The following is a 22,208-nucleotide window of genomic DNA, read 5'->3' as shown; positions in this document are numbered from 1 at the left end:
TTCGGGAGACGCGCACGCCGACAGCGCGCTGCGAAGGTGGCTGCTCCGATTGTGACACTATTACTGTCATGGTCAAGGGAGAGGTCCGTGCGACGGACATCACACAGGACTCCGGCAGCGCCGGAGGGCTGCTGACGCTCGACGAGCTCACCCGCCGGGTAGGCCTCAGCGTGCGGACCGTGCGGTTCTACACGACCAAGGGCCTGCTGCCGCCACCCGTGCGCCGGGGACGGTCGGGCTACTACACGCCCGAGCACGTCGCCCGGCTCGAGCTGGTGCAGGAGCTGCAGAGCCACGGCTTCACGCTCGCGGCCATCGAGCGGTACGTCGCCGGCATCCCCGCGGACGCCACCCCCGAGGACATCGCGCTCGCCCGCACCATGCTCGCGCCCTGGCAGTCCGACCTGCCGGTCGAGATGGACCACGACCAGCTCGAGTCCAAGGCCGGCCGGTCGCTCTCGCACGAGGACGTCGCGACCCTGCAGGCGCTGGGCGTTCTGCGCCGCCGCGGCGAGTCCTACCTCGTCGCCGGCAACCAGCTCGCGATCGGCGTCCGGCTGCTCGACCTCGGCTTCCCCCGCGAGGTGGCGGCCGCCGCCGCGGCGGTTTACCAGGAGCACGGCGCGCAGATGGCCAAGGAGCTCGAGGAGGTCATCCGCGAGAAGCTGATGCCGCTCTACTCCGACGAGGAGACCGAGCACTTCCGCGAGGTGATGGAGCGTCTCAAGCCGCTGTCGGTCGGCGGCCTGGTGACGGCGTACGAGGCCGCCGTCGCCCGCACCGCCCGCAACCCGCGCGACCGCTGACTAGCGGCGGCCGGAGAACGACGCGGCGCTGTGGCCGCCGCCGCTCCCTGAGCCGCCCGAGGCACCACGACGGCGCTGGCCGCCGCTCTTCGAGCGGCTGCCGGCACCGCTGCCGGTGCGGCTGCCGGAGCCCGACCGGTTGCGTCCGCCGCCACCGCCACCGCCAGCGCTCTTGCGACCGCGACCGCCGCCGCCCGAGCGGCGTCCCGACGGCTGCTGCTGCGGGACGTCGCTGACCAGGCCGCCGGGCCGGGACCGCTCGCCCGGGGCGAGGTCCTGGAGCAGCGGGTGGCTGGCATCGTTGAGCTTGGTGGTCGTCGGCTTGATGCCGGCTGCGCGGGTCAGGGCGCGGACGTCGGCGCGCTGGTCGTCGGTCATCAGGGTGATGACGGTGCCGGCGGCGCCGGCGCGCGCCGTACGCCCGGAGCGGTGCAGGTAGGCCTTGTGCTCGGCCGGCGGGTCGGCGTGGATCACCAGCGCGACGTCGTCGACGTGGATGCCGCGGGCGGCGATGTCGGTGGCGACGAGGGTGGTGGCGCGACCGCTGTGGAACGCGTCCATGTTGCGGGTCCGCGCACCCTGGCTCAGGTTGCCGTGCAGGTCGACGGCGGGGACGCCGTTCTTGTTGAGCTGGCGGGCCAGCGCCTTGGCGCCGTGCTTGGTGCGGGTGAAGACCACGGTGCGGCCGGGCGCGCTGACCAGGTCGAGCAGCACGGGCAGCCGCAGGTCGCGGTTCACGTGCAGGACGTGGTGATCCATCTTGGCGACCGGCGACTGCGCCGAGTCCGCCTGGTGGACGACCGGGTTGCTGAGGAACCGCTTCACCAGCACGTCGATCGCGTTGTCGAGGGTGGCCGAGAACAGCATCCGCTGGCCGTCGCGCGGGGTCTGCCCGAGCAGGCGTCGTACGGCGGGGAGGAAGCCGAGGTCGGCCATGTGGTCGGCCTCGTCGAGCACGGTGATCTCGACGTCGGCCAGGCTGCAGTGCCCCTGGCCGATCAGGTCCTCGAGCCGGCCGGGGCAGGCGATGAGGACGTCGACGCCGCGCTTGAGCGCGGAGACCTGCGGGCCCTGGCCGACGCCGCCGAAGACGGTGTGGGTGGTGAGGCCGACGGCCTTCGCGAGCGGGGCCAGCGTCGCGTCGATCTGGCTGGCGAGCTCACGCGTCGGCGCCAGGACGAGGGCACGCGGACGGCGGGCCGCGGCTCGGCGACCACCGGCGAGCCGGGTGACGACCGGCAGCGCGAACGCGTAGGTCTTGCCGGATCCGGTGCGGCCACGACCGAGCAGGTCCTTGCCGGCGAGCGAGTCGGGCAGCGTCGCTGCCTGGATCGGGGTGGGAACGGTGATCCCGTCAGCCGTCAGGACGGCGAGCAGGTTCGAGGGCACGCCGAGGTCGGCGAAGGTGGAAGTCACGAAGGAATCTCTCGGTGGGCGTCTCGCCGTGCTGGTCCGCCGGCGGCGGATCGAGGAAGCGGGCCTCGGGTCGAGGGGCGCGGGCTGCGTGAGCCTGGTGCGCGGAGCCCGGGGCAAGACTGGCCGGGCCGATGTCTCGAGACTACCGGTGCGGACCGTGGCGGCGGGAATCGGCGTTCACGTGAAGTGCAGCACCCCGTCGTCGATCCTGCCTCGCTGGATGGTGATCCGGTCCTTGAGGTAGTTCTGGTCCAGCTGCCAGGGTGCCCGGTCGCCCTGGCTCGGGAGCAGGTGCACCGAGCGCTGGACGTAGCCCGGTGTGAAGTCGAGGAGCGGTCGTCGTTCGACGTCCTCGGCGGCGACCGGGGTCGCGGACGTGTAGCCGTGCTCGTCGAGGTGTGCCAGCAACCGGCACGCATAGTCGATGACGAGGTCGGCCTTGAGGGTCCACGAGGCGTTCGTGTAGCCGATGGTGAAGATCATGTTCGGGACGCCGGACAGCATCATCGTCTTGTAGGCCAGGGAGTCGCCGTAGTCGACGGTCCTGCCGTCGACCCGCATCTCGATACCGCCGAACGGCACCAGCAGCTGGAAGCCCGTCGCGGTGACGACGATGTCCGCCGCGATCTCCTTGCCCGACGCCAGCCGCAGGCCCTTCTCGGTGAACGTATCGATCGTGTCGGTCTCGATGCTGGCCGTGCCCTTGCGCAGGGCACGGAACAGGTCGCCGTTCGGCACGAAGCAGATCCGCTGGTCCCACGGGTTGTAGGGCGGGTCGAAGTGCGGGTCGAGCGGCACGTCGGGCGGCAGCTGCTTGGCCACCTCCTTGCGGATCATGCCGCGAACCCGCTCGGGCCAGCGCACGGACGCCTGGAAGAAGACGGTCGCCTGGAGGATGTTGGCCCAGCGGACGACGGGATAGGCCGCGGCGTAGGGCACCTTGAAGCGGGCCAGCAGCCTCGCCAACGGGTCACGCGCGGGGCGGGACATGATGTAGGTGGGCGTGCGCTGCAGCATCGTCACGTGCTCGGCGTCGGGCGCCATCGCCGGGACGAGGGTGACCGCGGTCGCCCCGCTGCCGATGACCACCACCTTCTTCCCCTCGTGGACGAGGTCCTCGGGCCAGTGCTGCGGGTGCACGATGTCGCCGGCGAAGTCGGCCATGCCCGGCCAGGTCGGCGAGAATCCCTCGTCGTAGCGGTAGTAGCCGGCACAGCCCCAGAGGAACCCGGTGGTGAGGGTCTGGGTCGTCCGGTCACCGTCCTCGCCGGTCACGTCGACGGTGACCGTCCACCGCTGCGTCGTCGAGTCCCACTCGGCCGTGCGGACCCGGTGGCGGTAGCGGATCAGCCGCTCGACGTCGTACTCGGCTGCGACGGTGTGGATGTAGTCCATGATCAGCGGGCCGTCGGCGAGCGCGATGTCGCTGCGCCACGGCCGCCACTTGTAGCCGAACGTGAACATGTCGCTGTCCGAGCGGATGCCCGGGTAGCGGAACAGGTCCCACGTCCCGCCCATCGACTCCCGCGCCTCGAGCACGGCGACCGACTTGTGCGGCAGCCGTTCGCGCAGCTGGGCGGCGGCACCGACCCCCGAGAGACCGGCTCCGATGATGAGGACGTCGACGTGCTCCATGGAGGACTTACTACCCCTCGTCGACCTGGACGGCGACCCCCCGTAGTAGGAGATCCTCGACGTTCTCGACGCCCCAGGCCGTGAGCGCGGCACGGGTGTGGGCACCGGCCTTCGGTGCGGGCGGGAGGCCGAGCTCGGCCGGGGTTCGGGAGAAGCGCGGCGCCGGCTGGGGCTGCACGATCCCCTCCTTCTCGACGAGGATCTGGCGGGCCTTCATGTGCGGGTGGTCGACGGCCTCGCTGAACCTGAGGATCGGGGCGACGCAGGCGTCGGTGCCGTCGAAGACCGCGCTCCACTCGTCGCGCGTCCTCTCCTTGAACCGGGCGGCGAAGAGCGCGCGCATCTCGTCGTACCGGTCGAGCTCGAACTGGCCCGGCACCTCGTCCTTCACGCCGAGCAGCTCGACGAAGGTCGCGAAGAACTGCGGCTCCAGCGCACCGACCGACATGTGCTCGCCGTCGGCGGTCTCGTAGATGTCGTAGAACGGCGCGCCGCCGTCGAGCAGGTTGCTGACGCGCTCCTCCTTGAACGTGCCGCCGCCGAGGAACCCGGCCAGCATCGCGTTGAGGTGGGCGGTGCCGTCGACGATCGCGGCGTCGACGACCTGGCCCTCGCCCGAGACCTTCGCCTCGAGGAGCGCGGCGAGGATGCCGATGACGAGGTACGTCGACCCACCGCCGAAGTCGCCGACCAGGTTCGCCGGGAACTGCGGCTTGTCCTTGACCTGGCCCAGTCCGTGCAGGGTCCCGGTGATGGCGATGTAGTTCATGTCGTGGCCGGCCGCCTGGCTCCACGGGCCGTCCTGGCCCCAGCCCGTCATCCGCCCGTAGACCAGGCGCGGGTTGCGGGCCCGGCACTCCTCCGGCCCGATGCCGAGCCGCTCGGCGACACCCGGCCGCATCCCCTCGACCAGCACGTCGGCGTCGGCGACCAGGTCGAGCACGACCTCGGCCGCCGCCGGGTCCTTGAGGTTGAGCGCCACGCTGGGCCGCCCGCGGGTGAGCACGTCGTGGCTGCCGCCGCTGAACATCTGCCCGCCGGGCCGCTCGACCCGGATCACGTCCGCCCCGAGGTCGGCGAGGATCGTGCAGGCGTGCGGGCCCGGCCCGATGCCGGCGATCTCGACGACCTTGATCCCGCGGAGCGGTCCCGTGCCCTGGCCCAGTTCGATGCTCTCCGGCGTCATGGCGCCGATCATGACACAACGTTGACAGTTGCGCTGTCACGGTTGAGCGCCCTGAGACCGTCCGAGGCACGAGGGCGGTCTCGAGTGGGCGCGAAGGTCGAGTAGCCGCGGTGGCGCGCGAGGAACGAGCGCGGCACCGACCGGCGTATCGAGACCCGGTGGCGTGCCCGCCGACGGTGGGGACGGCCGGAGCCGAGTTGCGGCGTCTCGATACGCCCTCGGCTAGCGCCTCGGGCTACTCGACGACCGGGCGGCTCGGGCTACTCGACGACCGGGCGGCTCGGGCTACTCGACGACCGGGCGGCTCGGGCTACTCGACGACCGGGCGGCTCGGGCTATCCCGGCCGGACGATCCGCTCGAGCTCGAAGTGCATGGGGTCGGTGTAGCTCCAGTCGCCTCCCCAGGCGAAGCCCCACTTCTTCATGATCTGCACGACGACGGGATGCATCTCACCGACGGTGCCGCGCTGGTTCTCCAGCGAGTTGATGTCGATGGCCAGGCCGAAGGAGTGGTTGGAGAGGGTGGTCGAACCCGCGATGAAGCGCGGGTAGTAACAGCCGACGTGGTAGTCGATCTCCTTTGCCAGGCCGGCGTCCTGGATCTCGATCATCGCTGCACGCAGCTGCGGCATCATGTACTTGTTGCAGGTGATCTTGCCCAACAGCGGCAGGGTCTCGGTGATGATGTGCGACCGCACCCAGGCCGGGTCGGGCTGCACGCGGCCGCCGCCGATCGGGGTGTAGCGGAAGACGCCCACCGCCTCGGCGAAGGTGCCGACGAGAACGGCGGTCTGGAACGTGTTCGGATCGATGCCGGACTCGGCCACGATGTCGAGGTCGGTCATCGAGATGTCACCGACGATCGGCACGAGCTTCTTCTTCAGCGCCTGCGGGGAGATGCCGCCGGTGTAGATGACGAGCGCGTTGTCCTTGGGCAGGCCGAGCGCCTCGCCCCACTCCTCGTTGACGAAGGCGTGGATGGTGCCGACCTGCGGGCTGTAGGCCCCGACGTGGATCGGGAAGGTCTGCTCGCCGGACCCGACCTCCAGGTAGCCGTCCTTGTCGAGTGGCAGCCGGTCCTTGAGCTCCTCGGCGACGCTGACCTCGCCGGCGGCGAGCCGCTCCCACTGCTGCTCGAAGTCGGCGCCCCGCTGCTCCATGAAGCTGCGGTAGGCGGCCAGGTCGCCGGCCGCGATCCGGTAGCTCTTGTTCTCGGCGGCGAACTGGCCGATCGAGAGGCGCGCGACGGCGTTGACCGCCTTCTCCCCCGCGACCCGGATCCGCTCGATCTTCTCGATCGTGTCGTCGGGGATGGTCTCGGTGCCGACGAGCAGCAGGTCGTCGCCGTGCAACGCGCCGCGGGGACCCGGAGGATCCACCTGGTGCACGGCGTACGTCGTCGGCTGGCCGGGCTCGTCCTTGCCGGTCGGCTCGGTCGAGGTCGAGGAGGCGGCGTTGGTGGTGTCGTCGGTCGACTCGTTGGCCGGCGGCGAGCAGGCAGCACCGGCCACCGCGACGGCGCAGACCAGCGCCAGTCGCGCCCGGAACCGCGCAACCCCCATGGATCTCCCCTCCCCTGAGAAGGGTAGAGCGCAAACCGAAATCGCGCCGGGTGGTCCCGCCTTTCGAGGGGTCAGCCGAGAACCTTCGCCGCGACCCAGGCGATGTCGTCGGCGGTCGAGGCGGGGTCGGCCGTGGGCTGCATGACGTGGCTGAGAACCACCCGAACCACCATGTCGATGGCGGCGTCGAGGCGGTCGGGAGGCAGGTCGATCCGGTACGACGACACGCGCTCGCCGACCACGACCTTGGCGGCCACGAGCAGCGACTCGGCGTGGGTGGTCAGCAACGGCAGCAGCTCGGTGTCGGCGCCGTGGGTGGCGGAGACGATGGCGTGCAGGAGCGCGTTGTTGCGGGCGTACTTCAGCACCCGGCGGGCCGAGTCGCGGATCGCCTGGACCAGGTCGTCGGGGTTCTCGTCGAAGGACCGGACGACCCCGGCGAGGAACCGGTCGAGCTCGCGCAGCACGACGGCCTCGGCGAGGTCGCTCTTGGTGCCGATCTCGTTGTAGACGGTCTGCCGGCTGACGCCGACCTCGTCGGCGAGCCGCGCCATCGTGACCCGCGCCCAGCCCTCATCGGCGATCACCCGGGTCGCCGCGTCGCACAGCCGGTCGCGGAGGCCGCCGACCGGGACCGCGGTCGGTCCCGGCGGGCCCGTCTGCACCGACGGCACCGATGGCACCGGCTGTCCGGCGGGCTGCACGCTCACACGAGCGAGGATAGACATCAGTCCGTGAGCGTCAGCGCGAGCACCGGGCAGGCCTGGACGGCGGCGTAGACGTGGGCCCGGTCCGACTCCGGCGGGGAGTCGTCGAGGATGGTGACCTGGTCCTCGTCCTCGTCCACCTCGAAGTAGTCGTTGGCCATCGCCTCGCACATCCCGAGGCCCTCGCACTTGTCGAGGTCGGCGGAGATCCTCACGACGCGTCCACCTTCTCCGGATCGAACGGCACGAAGTCGATCTTCTCGCGGACGCCGCAGTCGGGGCAGAACCAGTCGTCGGGGATCTCGTTCCACGCCGTACCTGCCGGGAAGCCCTCGTGCTCGTCGCCGGCGGCGACCTCGTAGACGTAGCTGCAGCCCGGGCACTTGGCGGCCAGCACCTCGCCCTCGAACTTCTGGGCGAAGAGGTCGTCCTTGTGCACGTCGTGCTCGGCGGGCGGCGGGAACTTCGCGAGGTACTTCTCGCGCTTGCTCGGCAGGATGTTGGCCAGGGTCACGTCGCCGTCGTAGTGCGCGACGACCTTCGGGTCCATCACCTTGCGCCAGAGCGGCGGGACCAGCGCGAGGTTGATCATGCCGGCGTAGCCGGTCGGGAGCGCCGGCGACTCCTTGAAGTCACGCAGCGCCTGGTAGCGCCGGGTGGGGTTCGCGTGGTGGTCGCTGTGGCGCTGCAGGTGGTAGAGGAAGATGTTGGTGACAATGTTGTTGCTGTTCCAGCTGTGGGACGGCAGCACCCGCTCGTAGCGCTGCTTCTCGCCGACCTTCTGGCGCAACATCCCGTAGTGCTCGAGGTAGTTGACGACCTCGAGCAGCGAGAACCCGAACACGATCGTGATGAGCGCGTAGGGGATGACCTCGGGACCGTAGAGCACCACGATCGTGCCCCAGAGGACGACCGACATCGCCCAGGCGTTGAGCACGTCGTTGCCGACGTGGAAGGGGTGGGTGCCCTTGCGGCGGTAGCGCTTGGCCTCGACCTCCCAGGCGCTCTTCAGCGAGCCGAGGACGGTGCGGGGCCAGAACGCGTAGAGGCTCTCGCCCAGCTTGGAGGAGGCGGGGTCCTCCGGCGTCGCGACGCGCACGTGGTGGCCGCGGTTGTGCTCGATGTAGAAGTGGCCGTAGAAGGTCGGCGCCAGCGTGATCTTGGACAGCCACCGCTCGTGGCTCTCCTTCTTGTGGCCCAGCTCGTGGGCGGTGTTGATGCCGACACCGACCATCGCGGCCAGCGACAGCGCCCACAGCGCCATGACCCACCAGGGGTTGTCGAAGCTGGCGTTGTCGTACAGCGGGCCGAGGTTGGCGTCCGCCCAGCCACCGGCGCCGACCCAGTCGAGCACCCGCCGCAGCGGGTTGTTGCCCATCAGCAGGTCGAAGCCCGCGAAGAGCACGACGTACATCAACGGGACGTAGAGGAAGACGATCCAGCGGTAGTACCTGTCGTTCTCCAGCGCCTCGATGACGTCGTCCGGCGGGTTGGAGTTGTCGCGCCCGGCGAGGAGGTCGAAGACCGGGATGATCACGTTGATGAGCAGCGGCCCGACCAGGGCGAAGCCCCACCAGCCGCCCGAGGCGATGAACGCGAGCGCGAACACGATGCCCAGGCCGGGCACCATCATGCCGAGCAGCCAGAGGTAGCGCTTCTTGTCCTTCCAGACCTCGGTGCTGCCTTCGGGAACGGTCTTGCCGATCTGCTCCGGGCTCATCGTGGCTCTCCCAACTCCGGGTGCGGTTTACACGAGGCTAAGGTTTGTCAACGCGTTTGACAACCCCCCTCTTTTTGTAAAGCGGCTCCCCGCGGGGACGTCAGCGGGCGGCGATCGCCTCCTCGACCGTGGTGACGAGCTGCTCGGCGCCGGCGACGTCGGCGTCGGCGAGCGCCCGGGCCCGGGCGAGCACGTCCGCGAGGGTGACCAGGCGGTCGTCGTACGGCGCGGCGTGCTTGAGCAGCTGGGCCAGGTCGGCGACGGTCGCCGCCAGGTCGAGCCGGTACGACGGCGGCGCGGCCTCGTCGGCGGCGACCAGGTCGATCGTGACCTCCTCCTGCCGGTCGCTCCCGGCCCGGCCGACCCCCACCGGGGTCCACCGGACCGCGGCGGACCCGATGACCGCACCGGGCTCGACACCCTCGGCGAGCCGCACCTCGTAGAGCGCGGTCGCGTGGTGGCCGGCGCCGAGCTCGCCGGCGTCGGTGCCGGGGTCGGTGAAGTCGTCGTCGGCGAGCTGGCGGTTGTCGTAGCCGACCAGCCGGTACGACGTCACCAGCTCCGGGTCGAACGTCACCTGGGTGCGGGCCTCGGCAGCGACCGGGGTGAGCGTGGTGACGAGGTCCTCGCCGAAGAGCTGCTCGGCCTCCTCGTAGTCGTCGACGTAGGCGTAGAAACCGTCGCCGAGGTCGGCCAGCTGCTCCATCAGGTGGTCGTTGTAGTTGCCGAGGCCGTAGCCGACCGTGACAAGGTGGATGCCGTCGGCGCCCTCCTCCTGGATCTTCTCGACGATCGAGCCGGGCCCGGTGCTGCCGACGTTGGCGACCCCGTCGGAGGCGAGCACGACCAGGTTCACGGCCTCCGGGTCGAATGCCTCGCGCGCCTGCTCGTAGCCGAGCCGCAGTCCTGCCTCGAGGTTGGTGCTGCCGCCGGGCTTGAGCGCCTCGATGGCCTCGACGATCGCGTCCGTGTCGCGGATCGGGGTGGGCTCGAGGATGGGCCGCGCCTCGTCCTCGAACGACACGACCGAGACCGTGTCGTCGTCGTCGAGCCGGTCGGCGAGCAGGGCGAGCGAGGACTGCACCAGGCCGAGCCGCTCGCGAATGTCCATGCTGCCGGACCTGTCGACGACCAGGGTGACGTTGACGCGCGGGCGTTCGGCGGCGGCGACCTCGCGGGCGCTCACCCCCACCCGCACCAGCTGGGTGCCGTCGTCGAGGCTCGGCGCGGGGCCGGTCTCGGTCGTGAGACCGAGGTCGGTGTCGGTCGGCGCCGGGTCGTCGTAGTCGAACGCGTTGACCCACTCCTCGACCCGGACCGCGGCCTTCGGCACCCGGAACCCCTCGCGCAGCAGGTTGCGGGCGACGCCGTACGACCCGGTGTCGACGTCGAGCGCGAACGTCGACCGCGCGTCGGCCGCGGTCTCGACGAAGCCGCTGGTGCCGTGGTCGCGGAAGACGTTGTCCTCGTCCGGCTTCGGCGGCCGCGGGGGCTCGACGACCCCCTGCACGTCCACCTCCGGGGCGGCGGTCGGCGCGGCGGCCTCCATCTCGTAGACCACGCTGCCGCCGTCGTCGACGGTGTCGGACGCGTAATCCTCGTAGTAGGCGCGGGCGTCGATCCCGCGTCGGCTCTGGGGATCCGGGTCCGGGTCGTCGGCGTTGCACGCGGTGAGGAGGGTGGCCGAGAGGAGGGCGGCGACGGCGGTGGCTGCGAGTCGGGAGGTCATGGGCCTCCGACGTGCGAGCCGGGATGCCGGTTCCGGACTACCCGGTCCGACCCTGGCGGCCGATCACCCAGAGCGAGCCGGTGATCCAGGCGAACGCGGGGCCGACGACGAGCACCAGCGACCACGGCAGCACCGGGGCGCTGGAGGCCACGACAGCCGAGACGGCGGCGACGGCGAGCGCGACCAGGCCCCAGCGCAGCGCCGGTGGCATCACCTCGTCCGACGGGGCGGTGCGCAGCGGCTGGAGAAAGGCGACGCCGATGCCCGCCGCCCAGACCCCGAGGGCGACGAGGAAGCCCCGCCCGATGTCCTCGAGGCTGCCGAACGCGAACGCCGCGGCAGCCGCCGTCGCCGGCAGTCCGAAGGCCAGCAGCACCCCCGCGGTGACGAGCGTCGGCTCGACGGGCCCGTCCTCCCGCGGCGTCGGGTCGTTGCCGGTCACCACACGAGGGTAGGGCCTGGGATCAGGCCGCGGGCACCCGCGCGAGCGTCGAGACGGGGAGGTACTCGAAGCCCCGGAGCACGCGCGTCGTCCGGCGTTCCGGGCGGCCCACGACGCGCAGGTCGGGGTGCCGCTCGTAGAGCGCGCGGAGCGCGACCGCCGCCTCCAGCCGGGCGAGGCTGGCGCCGAGGCAGAAGTGGATGCCGGCGGAGAAGGCGACGTGCTCGCCGGCGTTATCGCGTCGTACGTCGAAGGTGCCCGGGTCGGAGAAGACGCCCGGGTCGCGGTTGGCCCCGCCGAGGTAGACCAGCACGCCCTCGCCGGCGCGGACCGCCTCGTCCGCGACCTCGGTGTCCTGGGTCGCGAACCGGACCGTCAGCTGGACGGGGGAATCGACGCGGAGCACCTCCTCCACGGCGTTCGCCCAGCCGTCGGGGTTGTCCTCCAGCCAGGCCAGCTGATCCGGGTGCGCGTCGAGGAGCGCGACCGCGTTGCCGATCAGGTTGACCGTCGTCTCGAACCCTGCGCCGAGCACGAGCAGCCCGATGCCGTGCAGCTCCATCCGGGTCAGGTCGGCGGCCTCGGGGTCGGCGAGCACCTGGCTCAGCAGGTCGTTGCCCGGGTCGCGCCGCAGCCGGTCGAGGTGGCCGTCGAACCAGGCGTGCATCTCGCGGAGGGCGGCGGAAGACGAGCGGTACTGGGCCCAGGTGAGGCCCGGGTCGAGGGTGACCGCAGCGTGGTTGCCCCAGCCGAGCACCTGCGCGCGCTCGTCGTCGGGCACTCCGAGGAGGTCGGCGATCACGGCGACCGGAAGCTGCGAGGCGTAGCGGCCGACGAGGTCGAACGTCGGCTCGCCGTCCAGGTCGTCGAGCAGGCGCGCGGCGACCGACTCGACGCGGTCGGCCATCCGGCCCACCTTGCGGGCGGTGAACGCCCGCGCCACCAGCCGCCGGTAGCGGGTGTGCACCGGCGGGTCGACGACGAGCATCGACGGCGGGTCGACCGGGCTCAACGTGTCCTCGTCGCGCACCCTCGCGTGCAGCCGCTGCAGCGGGCCGGGCAGCTCGCCGAGGGCGCTGCTGCTGAACTGGTCGCTGCGCAGCACGGCGTTGGCGACCGCGTGGTCGACAGTGCCGGCCACGAAGCCGTTGCGCACCACCCGGCCCCGCTCCCGGAGCCGTTCGTACGACGGGTAGGGGTCGTCGTAGTAGGCCGGGTCGGTCGCGAGCCCGGCCATCAGGTCGCCCTTCGCCGCGGCCCGGCGGAGGAACCGGCGCTGCAGCCCGTGCGCCAGCGACCAGGCCGCGAGCTCGCGCGGGGTGCTGGTCAGCTTGCTCACTCGGTCAGGCAGCTGCACGGTCCCCACCCTGGGCCCGCGCGGCCGCCCTGTCCAGGATCTGCAGCAGCGCGCGGGTGCGCTGCTCCACGCGGGCGTGCTGCTCGTCCCAGGCCGGCTCGGGAGCGTAGCTGTCGAGCTGCGCGTCCCGGGTGAGCTGCCACCGGTAGCGGAGGGCGGTGACGAGGTGCTCGAGGTCGCCGAACAGCTCGGCGTACTCCTCGGTCCAGGGCAGGTCCGCCCCCGGGTCGGCGAGGAAGAGGTCCTCGATCTCCCGCATGATCGTCCAGCGGCGCTTGGTCTCGCTCCAGGTCATGGTGCTCACCGTCCTTGGTGGGGGGTTGCTGCGGTGCTGCGGTGGGTGTGGTCCGGTGGTCTCCGGTGCCGACAACGCTAGGGAACCCGCCACTCCTGCCACATCGGTCGACGGCAGGCAAAGCCACTCCCGGCGGTTGCGACCCTGGTAGGAGTCGGGCGTGCGCCGGCGGTCTGATGACGCGGGCCACACCGGTGCCTACGCTGGTCAGTCATGAACTGGGGTGTGCTGCGCGCTGTGCGCGACCGGATCGAGGCCAACTGTCTCGCCCGCGGCATCCTCTACCCCTGGTGGGTCCCGATCATCGGCTTCCTCGGCCAGGTCGTGTGCGTGCTGCTGGCGCTCGACCAGCGAGGCGCGCTGTGGCCCCTCGACCCGCTGCTCCTCACCCTCCCGCTGGTGCTCGCGGCGCCGGTGGCCCAGCTCGGCTTCCGGATCTGGGTGCCGTGGTGGGTCGACTGCCTCGGCGCGTTCGCGGCCACCGGCTGGTTGCTCTCGGTCGCGCCGACCTACGACACCCTCGGCCCGGTCGACGCCGCGCCGGGCCTGCTCGCGTTCGCGGTGGCCGAGGCCACCGCCCGCGACGGGCTGCGGCCGGGCCTGGTCGTGTCCGGCGTCGCCTACGCGATCCTCGGGGTCGTGGCGCTCGGTCCGGGGATCGTCGGCCTCGCGGTCTACGCGATCTTCCTCGAGGTCGGGTTCATCGTCGGCGCGATGCTGCTGTGGCAGATGCGCGAGCTGGTCGCCGAGCGGCAGCAGCGCGAGGCGACCTGGCAGCAGGCGACGACCGCCGAACGAGAACGCATCGCGCGCGAGATCCACGACCTCGTCGCCCACTCCCTGAGCGTGACCCTGCTCCACATCACCGGCGCCCGGCACGCGTTGAGCGACGTGCAGAGCGGCGCCGCCTCCGCCGACGACGCGGTGGGCGAGGCCGACGCCGCCCTGGCGGACGCCGAGCAGGTCGGCCGCCGGGCCATGGCCGACATCCGTCGTACGGTCAGCTCGATGGCCGACGGCCCCGCCACCCGCCAGTCGCTGCCCGGCGCCGCCGACATCGCCGCACTGGTGCGGGAGGTCGACCAGGCCGGCCTGCGGGTGGAGTACGACGAGCGCGGCGACCTCTCCCAGCTCGCCGACGCCACCGGTCTCGGGCTCTACCGGATCGCCCAGGAGTCGCTCGCCAACGTCGCCAAGCACGCGCCCGGCAGCACCGCCCGGGTCTCGCTCAGCGTCGGCCGCGGCAGCGCCCGGCTGACGATCCGCAACCGGCTCGCCGGCGCGCGCGGCTCCCGCGCCGACGCCCGCACCGACGGGCTCGGCTCCGGCCTGGCCGGCATGCACGCCCGCGCCGCCCAGCTGGGGGCGTCGCTCGAGGCCGGCGAGGACGGCGACGAGTGGCGGGTCGACGTACGTCTCGGGCAGCGCAGCCTCGAGCTCCCGTGCGGCCACTCCATCCCCGGTCTCGGTCGGCTGCCCGAGGTCCCGAGCGGGGCCGTCTCGTGAGCGAACCGGCGTCGACGGCGATCCGGGTGCTCCTGGTCGACGACCAGGAGCTGGTGCGCTCGGGGCTACGACGGATCCTGCGACGGCGCGACGGCTTCGAGATCGTGGCGGAGTGCGCCGACGGCAGCGAGGTGCCCGACACCCTGGCGGCGCTCGGCGCCGACGGGGTCGACGTGGTGCTGATGGACCTGCGGATGCGGCAGGTCGACGGGATCACTGCCACCAAGCGGTTGGCCGAGGATCCCGGGGCTCCGCCGGTGCTGGTGCTGACGACCTTCGACGACGACGAGATGCTGTCGGGCGCGCTGCGCGCGGGCGCCGCCGGCTTCCTGCTCAAGGACTCCTCCGCGGACGACCTGATCCGCGGGGTGCGGGCGGTCGCCGACGGCGACTCCTGGCTCGACCCGGCCGTCACGGGTCGGGTGCTCACCAGCTATCGCAACAGCGCACCTGCCGTGCCGGCCGACGGTCGCGTCGTCGAGGCCCTCACGCCCCGCGAGCTCGAGGTGCTGCGTGCGATCGCGATCGGCCGGAGCAACGGCGAGATCGCCGCTGAGCTGGTGATCTCCGAGCTCACGGTCAAGAGCCACATCGGCCGGATCTTCACCAAGCTGCACCTGCGCGACCGGTCGGCGGCGATCGTCTTCGCCTACGACCACGGCCTGGTCACGCCGGCCCAGTCCTGACGTCTGGTCGGGCGGGCACCGCCGGCCCCGACTCCGCGACCGGCTCGCGACCGGCGCCCGCGACGGCGGCGAGCACCAGCACGATGCCCACCGCGCCGAGCACGCCCACCCGCTCGTCGAGGAAGAGGGCGGCGACGATCGCGGCGGTGACGGGCTCGAGCAGGCTGGCGATGACGGCGGCGGTGCTGGTCGTCGTACGGAGCCCGGCGTAGAGCAGGCCGTAGGCGAGCGCCATCGTCATCACGCCGAGGTAGCCCATCGCGCCGATCGCCACCGGGTCGTCGGTGGTCAGCGGTCCGCCAGCGACCAGCGCCGCCGGCACGAGCGCCAGGGCGCCGGCGGTGGTGGCCACCGTCGTCAGCGCGAGCGGGTCGGTGCGGTGGGTGATGGTCTTCCCGAGCGCGGTGGTCGCGGCGTACGTCGCACCGGACCCGACCGCGAGCAGCACACCCAGCCACGGGCGCGGTCCGGTGCCCGTGCCGCCGGCCGCGACGCTGACCAGCACCAGGCCGGCGAGCGCCACCGCGACGACGAGGACCCGGCGGCCGCCGGGGTGGCGCCGGTCGCGCAGCGCCTCGGCCGCCGTGAGCAGCACCGGCGCCAGGCCGAGGCTGACGACGGTCGCGACGGTGACGCCCACCTCGACGACCGAGCCGAAGTAGAACGCCTGGTAGGCGCCGGTGCCGACGCCCATCACGCACGCCGTGCCCGGCGCGTCCCTCAGCAGCGCCACCAGCGCCCGGCCGCGCCGCAGCACCACCACCGCGGCGAGGAGCACCAGCGCCGCGATCAGCATCCGGTAGCCGCTGACCGTCACGAACGACAGCTCCGCGTAGTCGCGGATCACCTCGAGCGTGATCCCGCCGGTCCCCCACAGCACGCCCGCCAGCGAGACCTGCACGATGCCGATCGGCAGGAGACGGGACGTGGTCACGAGGGCCGAGGGTAGGGGGAGGAGCGGTCGAGCAACTAAGAGTTTTTGCTCCAGCCGCCGCGCCGGCGTGACGACCGTCACAGATTTGCACTCAGTCAATTTGGAGTGCAAGAATCTTGCCCGTGTCCGAGCCCGTCACGAAGTGGGAGGCGCGCCGGGTGGAGACCACCCGGCGGCTCGAGTGGTGCGCGCTCGAGCTCACCCGCGACAAGGGCTTCGACGGCTGGACCATGGACGACCTCGCCACCGCCGCCGAGGTCTCTCGGCGCACCGTCTTCAACTACTTCGACAGCAAGGCCGACGTCGTGCTCGGCCCGCTGCACGAGGTGGACGAGGCGGAGAAGGCGGCCTTCGTCGCGGGCGGCCCGACCGGCCGGCTCTTCGACGACCTCGTGCACGTCGCGATGCTCTCGCTGTCGGAGAAGGGCGCCGACCTGGAGCTGGCGCGGTTCCGCCGCGCGGTCGTCGTCGGCGACCCGCGCGTGGTCGCGATCGTCCACGAGCGGTTCGAGACGGTCGTCGGCGACGCGGTCGAGTCGATCCTCGAGCGCGAGGGCGAGGCCTTCGGCGCCCTGCGGGCCCGGTTGCTCGTCCAGCTCTTCGTCAACATCTTCGACTCGGCCGTGCAGCGCTCCGAGCTCGACCCGTCCCGTCCCTTCCCCGACCTGATCGACGAGACGGTGCGCGACGCGCGCGCCGTGCTCGGCGGCTGATCCGACCCGCCGCGACCCGGCGGACCGACCACCCCACATCCGGACCCAGGAGACCCCCATGGCCCGCCTGCTCTACCGTCTCGGCTCGACCGCCTTCCGGCGGTGGCCCCTCTTCATCGCCGGCTGGCTGCTGCTCGCCGTCGTGCTCGGCAGCGTCGCCGCGGCGTTCTCCAAGCCGATGTCGGACGAGTTCACGATCCCCGGCATCCCGTCGGAGGCCGCGGCCGACCTCCAGCAGGAGCTGTTCCCCGAGGCGGAGGACGCCTTCGACGACGCCACCGTCAACGTCGTCGTCGCCGCGCCCGAGGGGCACACCCTCGACGAGCCGCAGTACGCCGACGCGATCGCCGACCTGATCGCGGACATCCCGTCGCTACCGCAGATGAGCGGGGACCCCGAGGCCAACCCCGGCCTGGTGGACCCGACGGTCGCGGCGCAGCAGGCCCCGCCGGCGTTCAGCCCGCTGTCGGAGGACGGCCGGATCGGCACCCTGTCCTTCGAGTGGGACGTGGAGACCGCCTCCGACATCGAGCCGGAGAGCATCGAGGCGGCGGAAGAGCTGTTCGCCGACCACGAGGGCGCTGCCGACGGCTTCGTCGTCGAGGCCAACGGACCGGGCATGCAGTCGATGTCGCCTCCCGGCGGTGCCGCCGAGCTGATCGGGATCGGCATCGCGCTGATCGTCCTGCTGCTGACGTTCGGCTCGGCGATCGCCGCCGGCATGCCGATCCTCACCGCGATCTTCGGCGTCGGCCTCGGCATGACCGGCATCACCGCGATGACCGCGCTCACCGACATCGGCACCAGCACGCCGATGCTCGCGACGATGATCGGCCTCGCGGTCGGCATCGACTACACGCTGTTCATCCTGGCCCGCTACCGCAGCGAGCTGCACCACACCGACGACCGCCAGCACGCGACCGGCATCGCCGTCGGCACGGCCGGCTCGGCCGTCGTCTTCGCCGGCCTCACCGTGCTCATCGCGCTGTCGGCGTTGGCGGTCGTGCGGATCCCGTTCCTGACCGCCATGGGTCTGGCCGCCGCCGCCACCGTGCTGATCGCGGTGCTCGTCGCGCTCACGCTGCTGCCCGCGATCCTCGGGATGCTGAAGTCCTGGACGTTCCGCGGCCGGTTCCGCAGCGAGCACGTCGAGCGCGACGAGCACGGCCTGGTCATCAACAACGGCGTCCGGTGGGGCCGGTTCATCGGCCGCGCCCCGGTCGCGGTGGTGGCGATCATCGTCATCGGCCTCGGCGCGCTCGCCGTGCCGATCTCCCAGATGTACCTCGCCTTCCCCACCGACAGCACCGCCCCGACCGACACCACCCGTCGCCAGGCCTCGGACCTGATGACCGAGGCGTTCGGTCCCGGCCGCGAGGGCCCGCTGCTCGTCGTCGTCGACGGCCGCGACATCGCGGACGACGGCGCCCGCCAGGCCGCCTTCGAGCAGGTGACCACCTGGGCGGGCGACCAGGACGACGTCGCCGACGCGACCCTGGCCGCCACCAACGAGGCCGGCACCGGCGCGCTGATCCAGGTGACGCCGGAGTCCGGCCCCGACGAGCCCGCCACTCTCGACCTGCTCGAAGCCCTGCGCGACGGGCAGTCCGGCATCGAGGAGCAGACCGGCACGGCCACCGGTGTCACCGGACTGACCGCGATCACGACGGACGTCTCCGACCGGCTCACGGGCGCCCTGCCGCTCTACCTGCTGGTGGTGGTCGGACTGGCGTTCATCCTGCTGATGCTGGTCTTCCGCTCGGTGCTCGTGCCGCTCACCGCCACCCTCGGCTTCCTGCTCTCGGTGCTGGCCACGCTCGGCGCCACCGTCGCTGTGTTCCAGGAGGGCGCGCTCGGGATCTTCGAGGGCCAGCCGATCGTCAGCTTCATGCCGATCTTCCTGATCGGCATGGTGTTCGGCCTGGCGATGGACTACCAGGTCTTCCTCGTGACCCGGATGCGGGAGGCGCACGTGCACGGCCTCTCCACCCGCGAGGCGGTGGTCGACGGCTTCCGCAACAGCGCCCGCGTCGTGGTCGCCGCGGCCACGATCATGATCGCCGTCTTCGCCGGCTTCATGCTCGAGGAGGACCCGGTCGTGAAGTCGATGGGCTTCGCCCTCGCGGCGTCCATCCTCTTCGACGCCTTCATCGTCCGGATGGCGCTGATCCCGGCGGTTCTCTACCTGCTCGGCGAGAAGGCGTGGTGGCTGCCGGCCTGGCTCGACCGGCTGCTGCCGAACGTCGACGTCGAGGGCACCTCGCTCGAGCGCGACTCGCTGCCCGCCGTCCGCGACGACGACATCGATGACCTGGATGACGACAAGGAGCTCGTCTCCGTCTGACCCGGTGGGGGACCGGTCACCTACCCGGCAAGAGCCGCCTCGATGTCGGGGCGGATCTTGCCGGGTTTGGTGGTCGACCCGTAGCGACGGATCACCGTGCCGTCGCGGCCGACGAGGAACTTGGTGAAGTTCCACTTGATCGCCTCGCCGAGAAGACCGCGCTGCTCGCCCTTGAGCCACTTGAAGAGCGGGTGGGCGTCCTCGCCGTTGACCTCGACCTTGGCGAACATCGGGAACGTGACGCCGTACTCGTTCTCGCAGAACGCGGCGATCTGGTCCTCGGTGCCCGGCTCCTGACCGCCGAACTGGTCGCAGGGGAACCCGAGCACCGCGAAGCCCTGGTCGGCGTAGCTCTCGTGGAGCCGCTGGAGGCCGGCGTACTGCGGGGTGAACCCGCACTGGGATGCTGTGTTGACGACGAGGACGACGGAGCCCTCGTACGACGCCAGGTCGATCGCGGCGCCGTCGATGTTCGCGGCCTTGAAGTCGTGCAGGGTGGTCATGGCGCCAGTCTTGCAGGCGGCCAGGGAACGCCCCAGGAACCGCCGTACGCGATCTCGGCCAACGGCTTGCGCGACCGCACCCGCTGCTCGCGCTCCCGGTCCCGCTCCGGCACCTCGGCCGGGTCGCCGCGGACGCCGATCGCGATGCCGGCGACGACCTGCCAGTGCGCCGGCACGGCGAACGCAGCGGCGACGCCGTCGCGGTCGAAGCCCTTGAACTGGTGGGTCCACAGCCCCGTCGCCTGCGCCTGGAGGGTGAGGTGCGCGGCCGCCTGCCCCGCGGCGTAGAGGTTCGTGGGGGCGTCGTTGGGCTTCGCGTCCGGTGACCGCTCGGGGTCGTCGTCGACCTGGGTCGCGACGAGCACCACCAGCGAGGCACGCGGCACCCACCCCGAGTTGCCGCGGGTCAAGTGGGGCACCACCAGCGCGTGTGCCGTGCTGCCGCGCTCGCACACGAGGAAGCGCCAGGGCTGGAGGTTGCCGTGGCTCGGTGCCCACTGCGCGGCATGGAGAAGCCGCACGACCTCGTCGTCCGGGATCCGGTGCTCGGCGTCGAAGACGCTCGGGCTCCACCGGGAGCGCATCGGCTCGGCGAGGACCTCGGCACCGGACATCGGGGCGTGGGACATGCAGCCAGTATCCCGACGGGCCCGCACGTCCGGACCGTTCGTCCTCAGGGATGACTCCCGATGCAACCAATCCGGCCGCGGTCACGTCCTTCCGCCGCACCACCACGACAAGAAGAAGGAACCGCCGTGAACCCCCGTACGACGCGCACCCTGCGCGCTACCGCCCTCGCAGCCGTCGTGGCCACCGCCACCGCCCCGCTGCTCTCCTCGCCCGCCGCCACCGCGTCGGGCCCGACCGCCGCCACCTCCGCCGACCCTGGCTGGGTGACCGGCACCGTCGTCGACACCGATGGCAAGCCCGTGGAGGGTGCGCTCGTCAACGTGCTCCCGCCGCGGGAGATCCCCGAGCTGGGACTGCTCGACGACCGCAACCAGCGGTGGGCCGTCACCGGCGCCGACGGCACCTTCCGCGTCCGCCAGGACGGCCGCGGCTTCCTCGTGCAGGTCTGCGACGCCGAGCCCGACGCCGGCGCCACCTGCCGCTACCCGTCCGACGCCGACCACCTGGTCCGCTACGTCGGGCCGGACGGCGCCTTCGACAGCTGGCTGCAGCACACCGACATCTACGACGCCGGGTCCAGCAACCTGGTGCTCGGGGAGGTCGAGGTCCAGCCGCCGGCTCGGATCGAGGGCACCCTCGAGGGCGCGCGGAACGAGCTCATCGAGGTGATGCGCCTCAACGACACCGCGGCTCTCAGCGGCCGGACCGACGCCGACGGCAGCTTCGTGCTGGACGGCCTCGCCCCGGGCAGCTACTACGTGCGGGCCGGGGGCTACGGCACCGTCCCGTGGCAGTCCGAGGTCGTCACGATCGACGCCGAGCACCCCGGCCACGTCGCCGGCACGCTCGAGGCCGGCACCACGCTCGTCGGCCGTGCGTTCGACGAGGCGACCGGCGCCCCGGCCCGACGGACCGAGGTCTACCTGACCCAGGCCGACGGCACCCCGATCGCGAGCCTGCTCACCGACCGCGACGGCGGGTTCCGGTTCACCGGGCTCACGCCGGGCGACTACCAGGTCGGCCAGCTGCGCCAGGGTGGCGCGTTCATCCCGCGGGTCGAGGACGTCACGGTCGGCTCCGAGAAGGAGGTGCGTGCCCATGTCGCGCTGCGGCGCGGCGCGTCCGCGACCTTCCGGCTGCGGGGCACCCAGGGACGTGTCGACAACGAGCTGCGCGACAGCACGGGCGAGGTGCTCTACCCCAACGTGATCCGTGAGGACGGCGTCGCGACCTACCCGGGCCTGCGTCCCGGCCGCTACACGCTCGTCGTCAAGGACGCGGTGGGCTACGCCGTCCGGTCCTTCCGCGTGCGCGGCACGACGACCAAGGAGCTCGGCCGGCTGGAGCTCGACCGACCGCTGCTGACGCTGCGGGGCCGCACCGCCCCGAACGCGGTGGTGGAGGCCACGACCAGCGACCTCTGCCCGGCGGACTCGCCGTTCGAGCAGGGCGGGTTCCACGAGATCGAGAAGGCCGACGCGCAGGGCCGGTACGTGATCCGCGGCTTGGTGCCGGGAGAGCACTGGATGGTCGCCGCCGACGCGTTCCCGCACGACTACGCGCCCATCTGCCACGACGACGTCGTGCTGAAGGGGTCGCGCCGGTTCGACGTGCCGCTCGAGGAGGGCCACACCCTCACCGGCCGGTACGTCTACGCCGGCACCGACCTGCCGGTGATCACCGGCCTCGGCTACGACGTGCAGTACCCGGCGGGTCAGGTGACGAACCCGACCAGCGAGCACCCGACCGTCGGCCGCGCCCGCTTCGGCACCGGCGAGTTCACGGTCACCCGGCTCGCGAAGGGTCCGGCCACCGGCGGCCTGGCCGTCACCGGGTACGACGACGCCTACGCCCCGTCGCTGTGGTTCTTCTTCCCCTGGCAGGTCGGCACGCCGTACTGGCTGGAGGCCGAGCAGGTCCCGCTGGACATCACCGGGGACATCGACCTCGGCGACGTGGAGCTGGAGCTGAAGGGGGCCTAGTCGGCCAGCGCCGCGGAATACCCGGCCGGCCGGGTATTCCGCGGGTTGTCAGCCG

20 protein-coding genes are annotated in these 22,208 nt (G+C 71.9%); 6 read left to right on the top strand and 14 right to left on the bottom strand.

Annotation, left to right across the window (positions count from 1 at the left end):
* Positions 1–68 precede the first annotated feature (68 nt).
* Positions 69–806 carry a MerR family transcriptional regulator gene (locus tag DJ010_RS13080; RefSeq protein WP_109694354.1) on the top strand — a complete coding sequence of 246 codons (738 nt, stop codon included), beginning with the start codon at positions 69–71 and terminating at the stop codon, positions 804–806.
* On the opposite strand, the gene DJ010_RS13075 is transcribed toward DJ010_RS13080, so the two are convergent.
* From DJ010_RS13075 to DJ010_RS13025, 11 genes are all read right to left on the bottom strand, one after another.
* Positions 807–2,222 (bottom strand): DEAD/DEAH box helicase, encoded by a 1,416-nt coding sequence (locus tag DJ010_RS13075; RefSeq protein WP_109694352.1) that lies wholly within the window; start codon positions 2,220–2,222, stop codon positions 807–809.
* A 177-nt stretch (positions 2,223–2,399) separates the two neighbouring features.
* On the bottom strand, positions 2,400–3,857 hold the full coding sequence (locus tag DJ010_RS13070) for a flavin-containing monooxygenase (RefSeq protein ID WP_109694351.1): 1,458 nt from the start codon (positions 3,855–3,857) through the stop codon (positions 2,400–2,402).
* Positions 3,858–3,867: 10 nt separating this feature from the next.
* Positions 3,868–5,055 carry a CaiB/BaiF CoA transferase family protein gene (locus DJ010_RS13065; protein WP_245927527.1) on the bottom strand — a complete coding sequence of 396 codons (1,188 nt, stop codon included), beginning with the start codon at positions 5,053–5,055 and terminating at the stop codon, positions 3,868–3,870.
* 323 nt (positions 5,056–5,378) lie between these two features.
* Positions 5,379–6,605 (bottom strand): M15 family metallopeptidase, encoded by a 1,227-nt coding sequence (locus tag DJ010_RS13060; protein ID WP_109694349.1) that lies wholly within the window; start codon positions 6,603–6,605, stop codon positions 5,379–5,381.
* Positions 6,606–6,676: 71 nt separating this feature from the next.
* Entirely contained in the window at positions 6,677–7,315 is a 639-nt protein-coding gene (locus DJ010_RS13055) for a TetR/AcrR family transcriptional regulator (protein ID WP_245927525.1), read from the bottom strand.
* Positions 7,316–7,332: 17 nt separating this feature from the next.
* The gene (locus DJ010_RS13050; RefSeq protein ID WP_109694344.1) at positions 7,333–7,527 is read right to left on the bottom strand and encodes a ferredoxin; all 195 of its coding nucleotides are present in this window, start codon (positions 7,525–7,527) and stop codon (positions 7,333–7,335) included.
* Positions 7,524–9,032 (bottom strand): fatty acid desaturase, encoded by a 1,509-nt coding sequence (locus DJ010_RS22930; protein WP_109694342.1) that lies wholly within the window; start codon positions 9,030–9,032, stop codon positions 7,524–7,526. Before DJ010_RS22930 ends, DJ010_RS13050 begins: the two co-directional genes overlap by 4 nt.
* A gap of 100 nt (positions 9,033–9,132) precedes the next feature.
* Positions 9,133–10,761, bottom strand: coding sequence for a vWA domain-containing protein (locus DJ010_RS13040; protein ID WP_109694340.1), 1,629 nt, complete (start codon positions 10,759–10,761; stop codon positions 9,133–9,135).
* 37 nt (positions 10,762–10,798) lie between these two features.
* Complete coding sequence (locus DJ010_RS13035) at positions 10,799–11,203, bottom strand: hypothetical protein (protein WP_146207343.1); 405 nt, start codon at positions 11,201–11,203, stop codon at positions 10,799–10,801.
* Between the two features lie 22 nt (positions 11,204–11,225).
* The gene (locus DJ010_RS13030; protein WP_211318776.1) at positions 11,226–12,560 is read right to left on the bottom strand and encodes a cytochrome P450; all 1,335 of its coding nucleotides are present in this window, start codon (positions 12,558–12,560) and stop codon (positions 11,226–11,228) included.
* A complete protein-coding gene (locus tag DJ010_RS13025; protein ID WP_109694336.1) occupies positions 12,547–12,855 on the bottom strand; it encodes a hypothetical protein in 309 nt (102 codons plus the stop codon). Before DJ010_RS13025 ends, DJ010_RS13030 begins: the two co-directional genes overlap by 14 nt.
* Before the next feature lie 213 nt (positions 12,856–13,068).
* Here DJ010_RS13025 and DJ010_RS13020 point away from each other — a divergent pair, with 213 nt between their 5' ends.
* Both DJ010_RS13020 and DJ010_RS13015 read left to right on the top strand, forming a co-directional pair.
* On the top strand, positions 13,069–14,361 hold the full coding sequence (locus DJ010_RS13020; protein ID WP_109694334.1) for a sensor histidine kinase: 1,293 nt from the start codon (positions 13,069–13,071) through the stop codon (positions 14,359–14,361).
* Positions 14,358–15,047 carry a response regulator transcription factor gene (locus DJ010_RS13015; RefSeq protein WP_109694332.1) on the top strand — a complete coding sequence of 230 codons (690 nt, stop codon included), beginning with the start codon at positions 14,358–14,360 and terminating at the stop codon, positions 15,045–15,047. Before DJ010_RS13020 ends, DJ010_RS13015 begins: the two co-directional genes overlap by 4 nt.
* Here DJ010_RS13015 and DJ010_RS13010 read toward each other — a convergent pair.
* Positions 15,028–15,981 carry a DMT family transporter gene (locus DJ010_RS13010; RefSeq protein ID WP_109694330.1) on the bottom strand — a complete coding sequence of 318 codons (954 nt, stop codon included), beginning with the start codon at positions 15,979–15,981 and terminating at the stop codon, positions 15,028–15,030. The two genes, DJ010_RS13015 and DJ010_RS13010, sit on opposite strands and share 20 nt — an antisense overlap.
* A 122-nt stretch (positions 15,982–16,103) precedes the next feature.
* On the opposite strand from DJ010_RS13010, the gene DJ010_RS13005 reads away from it, so the two are divergent.
* The gene (locus DJ010_RS13005; RefSeq protein WP_211318775.1) at positions 16,104–16,694 is read left to right on the top strand and encodes a TetR/AcrR family transcriptional regulator; all 591 of its coding nucleotides are present in this window, start codon (positions 16,104–16,106) and stop codon (positions 16,692–16,694) included.
* A 58-nt stretch (positions 16,695–16,752) separates the two neighbouring features.
* The gene (locus tag DJ010_RS13000; RefSeq protein WP_109694328.1) at positions 16,753–19,038 is read left to right on the top strand and encodes an MMPL family transporter; all 2,286 of its coding nucleotides are present in this window, start codon (positions 16,753–16,755) and stop codon (positions 19,036–19,038) included.
* A 20-nt stretch (positions 19,039–19,058) separates the two neighbouring features.
* Here DJ010_RS13000 and DJ010_RS12995 read toward each other — a convergent pair whose 3' ends face one another.
* The gene (locus DJ010_RS12995; protein WP_109694326.1) at positions 19,059–19,541 is read right to left on the bottom strand and encodes a glutathione peroxidase; all 483 of its coding nucleotides are present in this window, start codon (positions 19,539–19,541) and stop codon (positions 19,059–19,061) included.
* Positions 19,538–20,170 (bottom strand): nitroreductase family protein, encoded by a 633-nt coding sequence (locus tag DJ010_RS12990; protein ID WP_109694325.1) that lies wholly within the window; start codon positions 20,168–20,170, stop codon positions 19,538–19,540. Before DJ010_RS12990 ends, DJ010_RS12995 begins: the two co-directional genes overlap by 4 nt.
* Positions 20,171–20,296: 126 nt before the next feature.
* Here DJ010_RS12990 and DJ010_RS12985 point away from each other — a divergent pair, with 126 nt between their 5' ends.
* On the top strand, positions 20,297–22,153 hold the full coding sequence (locus DJ010_RS12985) for an MSCRAMM family protein (protein WP_109694323.1): 1,857 nt from the start codon (positions 20,297–20,299) through the stop codon (positions 22,151–22,153).
* The last annotated feature ends 55 nt before the right edge of the window (positions 22,154–22,208 follow it).

Origin of the sequence: Nocardioides silvaticus, from assembly GCF_003160695.1 — a bacterium.
Lineage (GTDB): Bacteria > Actinomycetota > Actinomycetes > Propionibacteriales > Nocardioidaceae > Nocardioides > Nocardioides silvaticus.
This window is presented reverse-complemented; position numbering and strand designations above follow the sequence as displayed.

Coding starts and splice junctions, on each gene's coding strand:
- DJ010_RS13080 (WP_109694354.1), top strand. CDS start 69: ATGGTCAAGGGAGAGGTCCGTGCGACGGACATCACACAGGACTCCGGC.
- DJ010_RS13070 (WP_109694351.1), bottom strand. CDS start 3,857: ATGGAGCACGTCGACGTCCTCATCATCGGAGCCGGTCTCTCGGGGGTC.
- DJ010_RS13065 (WP_245927527.1), bottom strand. CDS start 5,055: ATGATCGGCGCCATGACGCCGGAGAGCATCGAACTGGGCCAGGGCACG.
- DJ010_RS13060 (WP_109694349.1), bottom strand. CDS start 6,605: ATGGGGGTTGCGCGGTTCCGGGCGCGACTGGCGCTGGTCTGCGCCGTC.
- DJ010_RS22930 (WP_109694342.1), bottom strand. CDS start 9,032: ATGAGCCCGGAGCAGATCGGCAAGACCGTTCCCGAAGGCAGCACCGAG.
- DJ010_RS13040 (WP_109694340.1), bottom strand. CDS start 10,761: ATGACCTCCCGACTCGCAGCCACCGCCGTCGCCGCCCTCCTCTCGGCC.
- DJ010_RS13025 (WP_109694336.1), bottom strand. CDS start 12,855: ATGACCTGGAGCGAGACCAAGCGCCGCTGGACGATCATGCGGGAGATC.
- DJ010_RS13020 (WP_109694334.1), top strand. CDS start 13,069: ATGAACTGGGGTGTGCTGCGCGCTGTGCGCGACCGGATCGAGGCCAAC.
- DJ010_RS13000 (WP_109694328.1), top strand. CDS start 16,753: ATGGCCCGCCTGCTCTACCGTCTCGGCTCGACCGCCTTCCGGCGGTGG.
- DJ010_RS12995 (WP_109694326.1), bottom strand. CDS start 19,541: ATGACCACCCTGCACGACTTCAAGGCCGCGAACATCGACGGCGCCGCG.
- DJ010_RS12990 (WP_109694325.1), bottom strand. CDS start 20,170: ATGTCCCACGCCCCGATGTCCGGTGCCGAGGTCCTCGCCGAGCCGATG.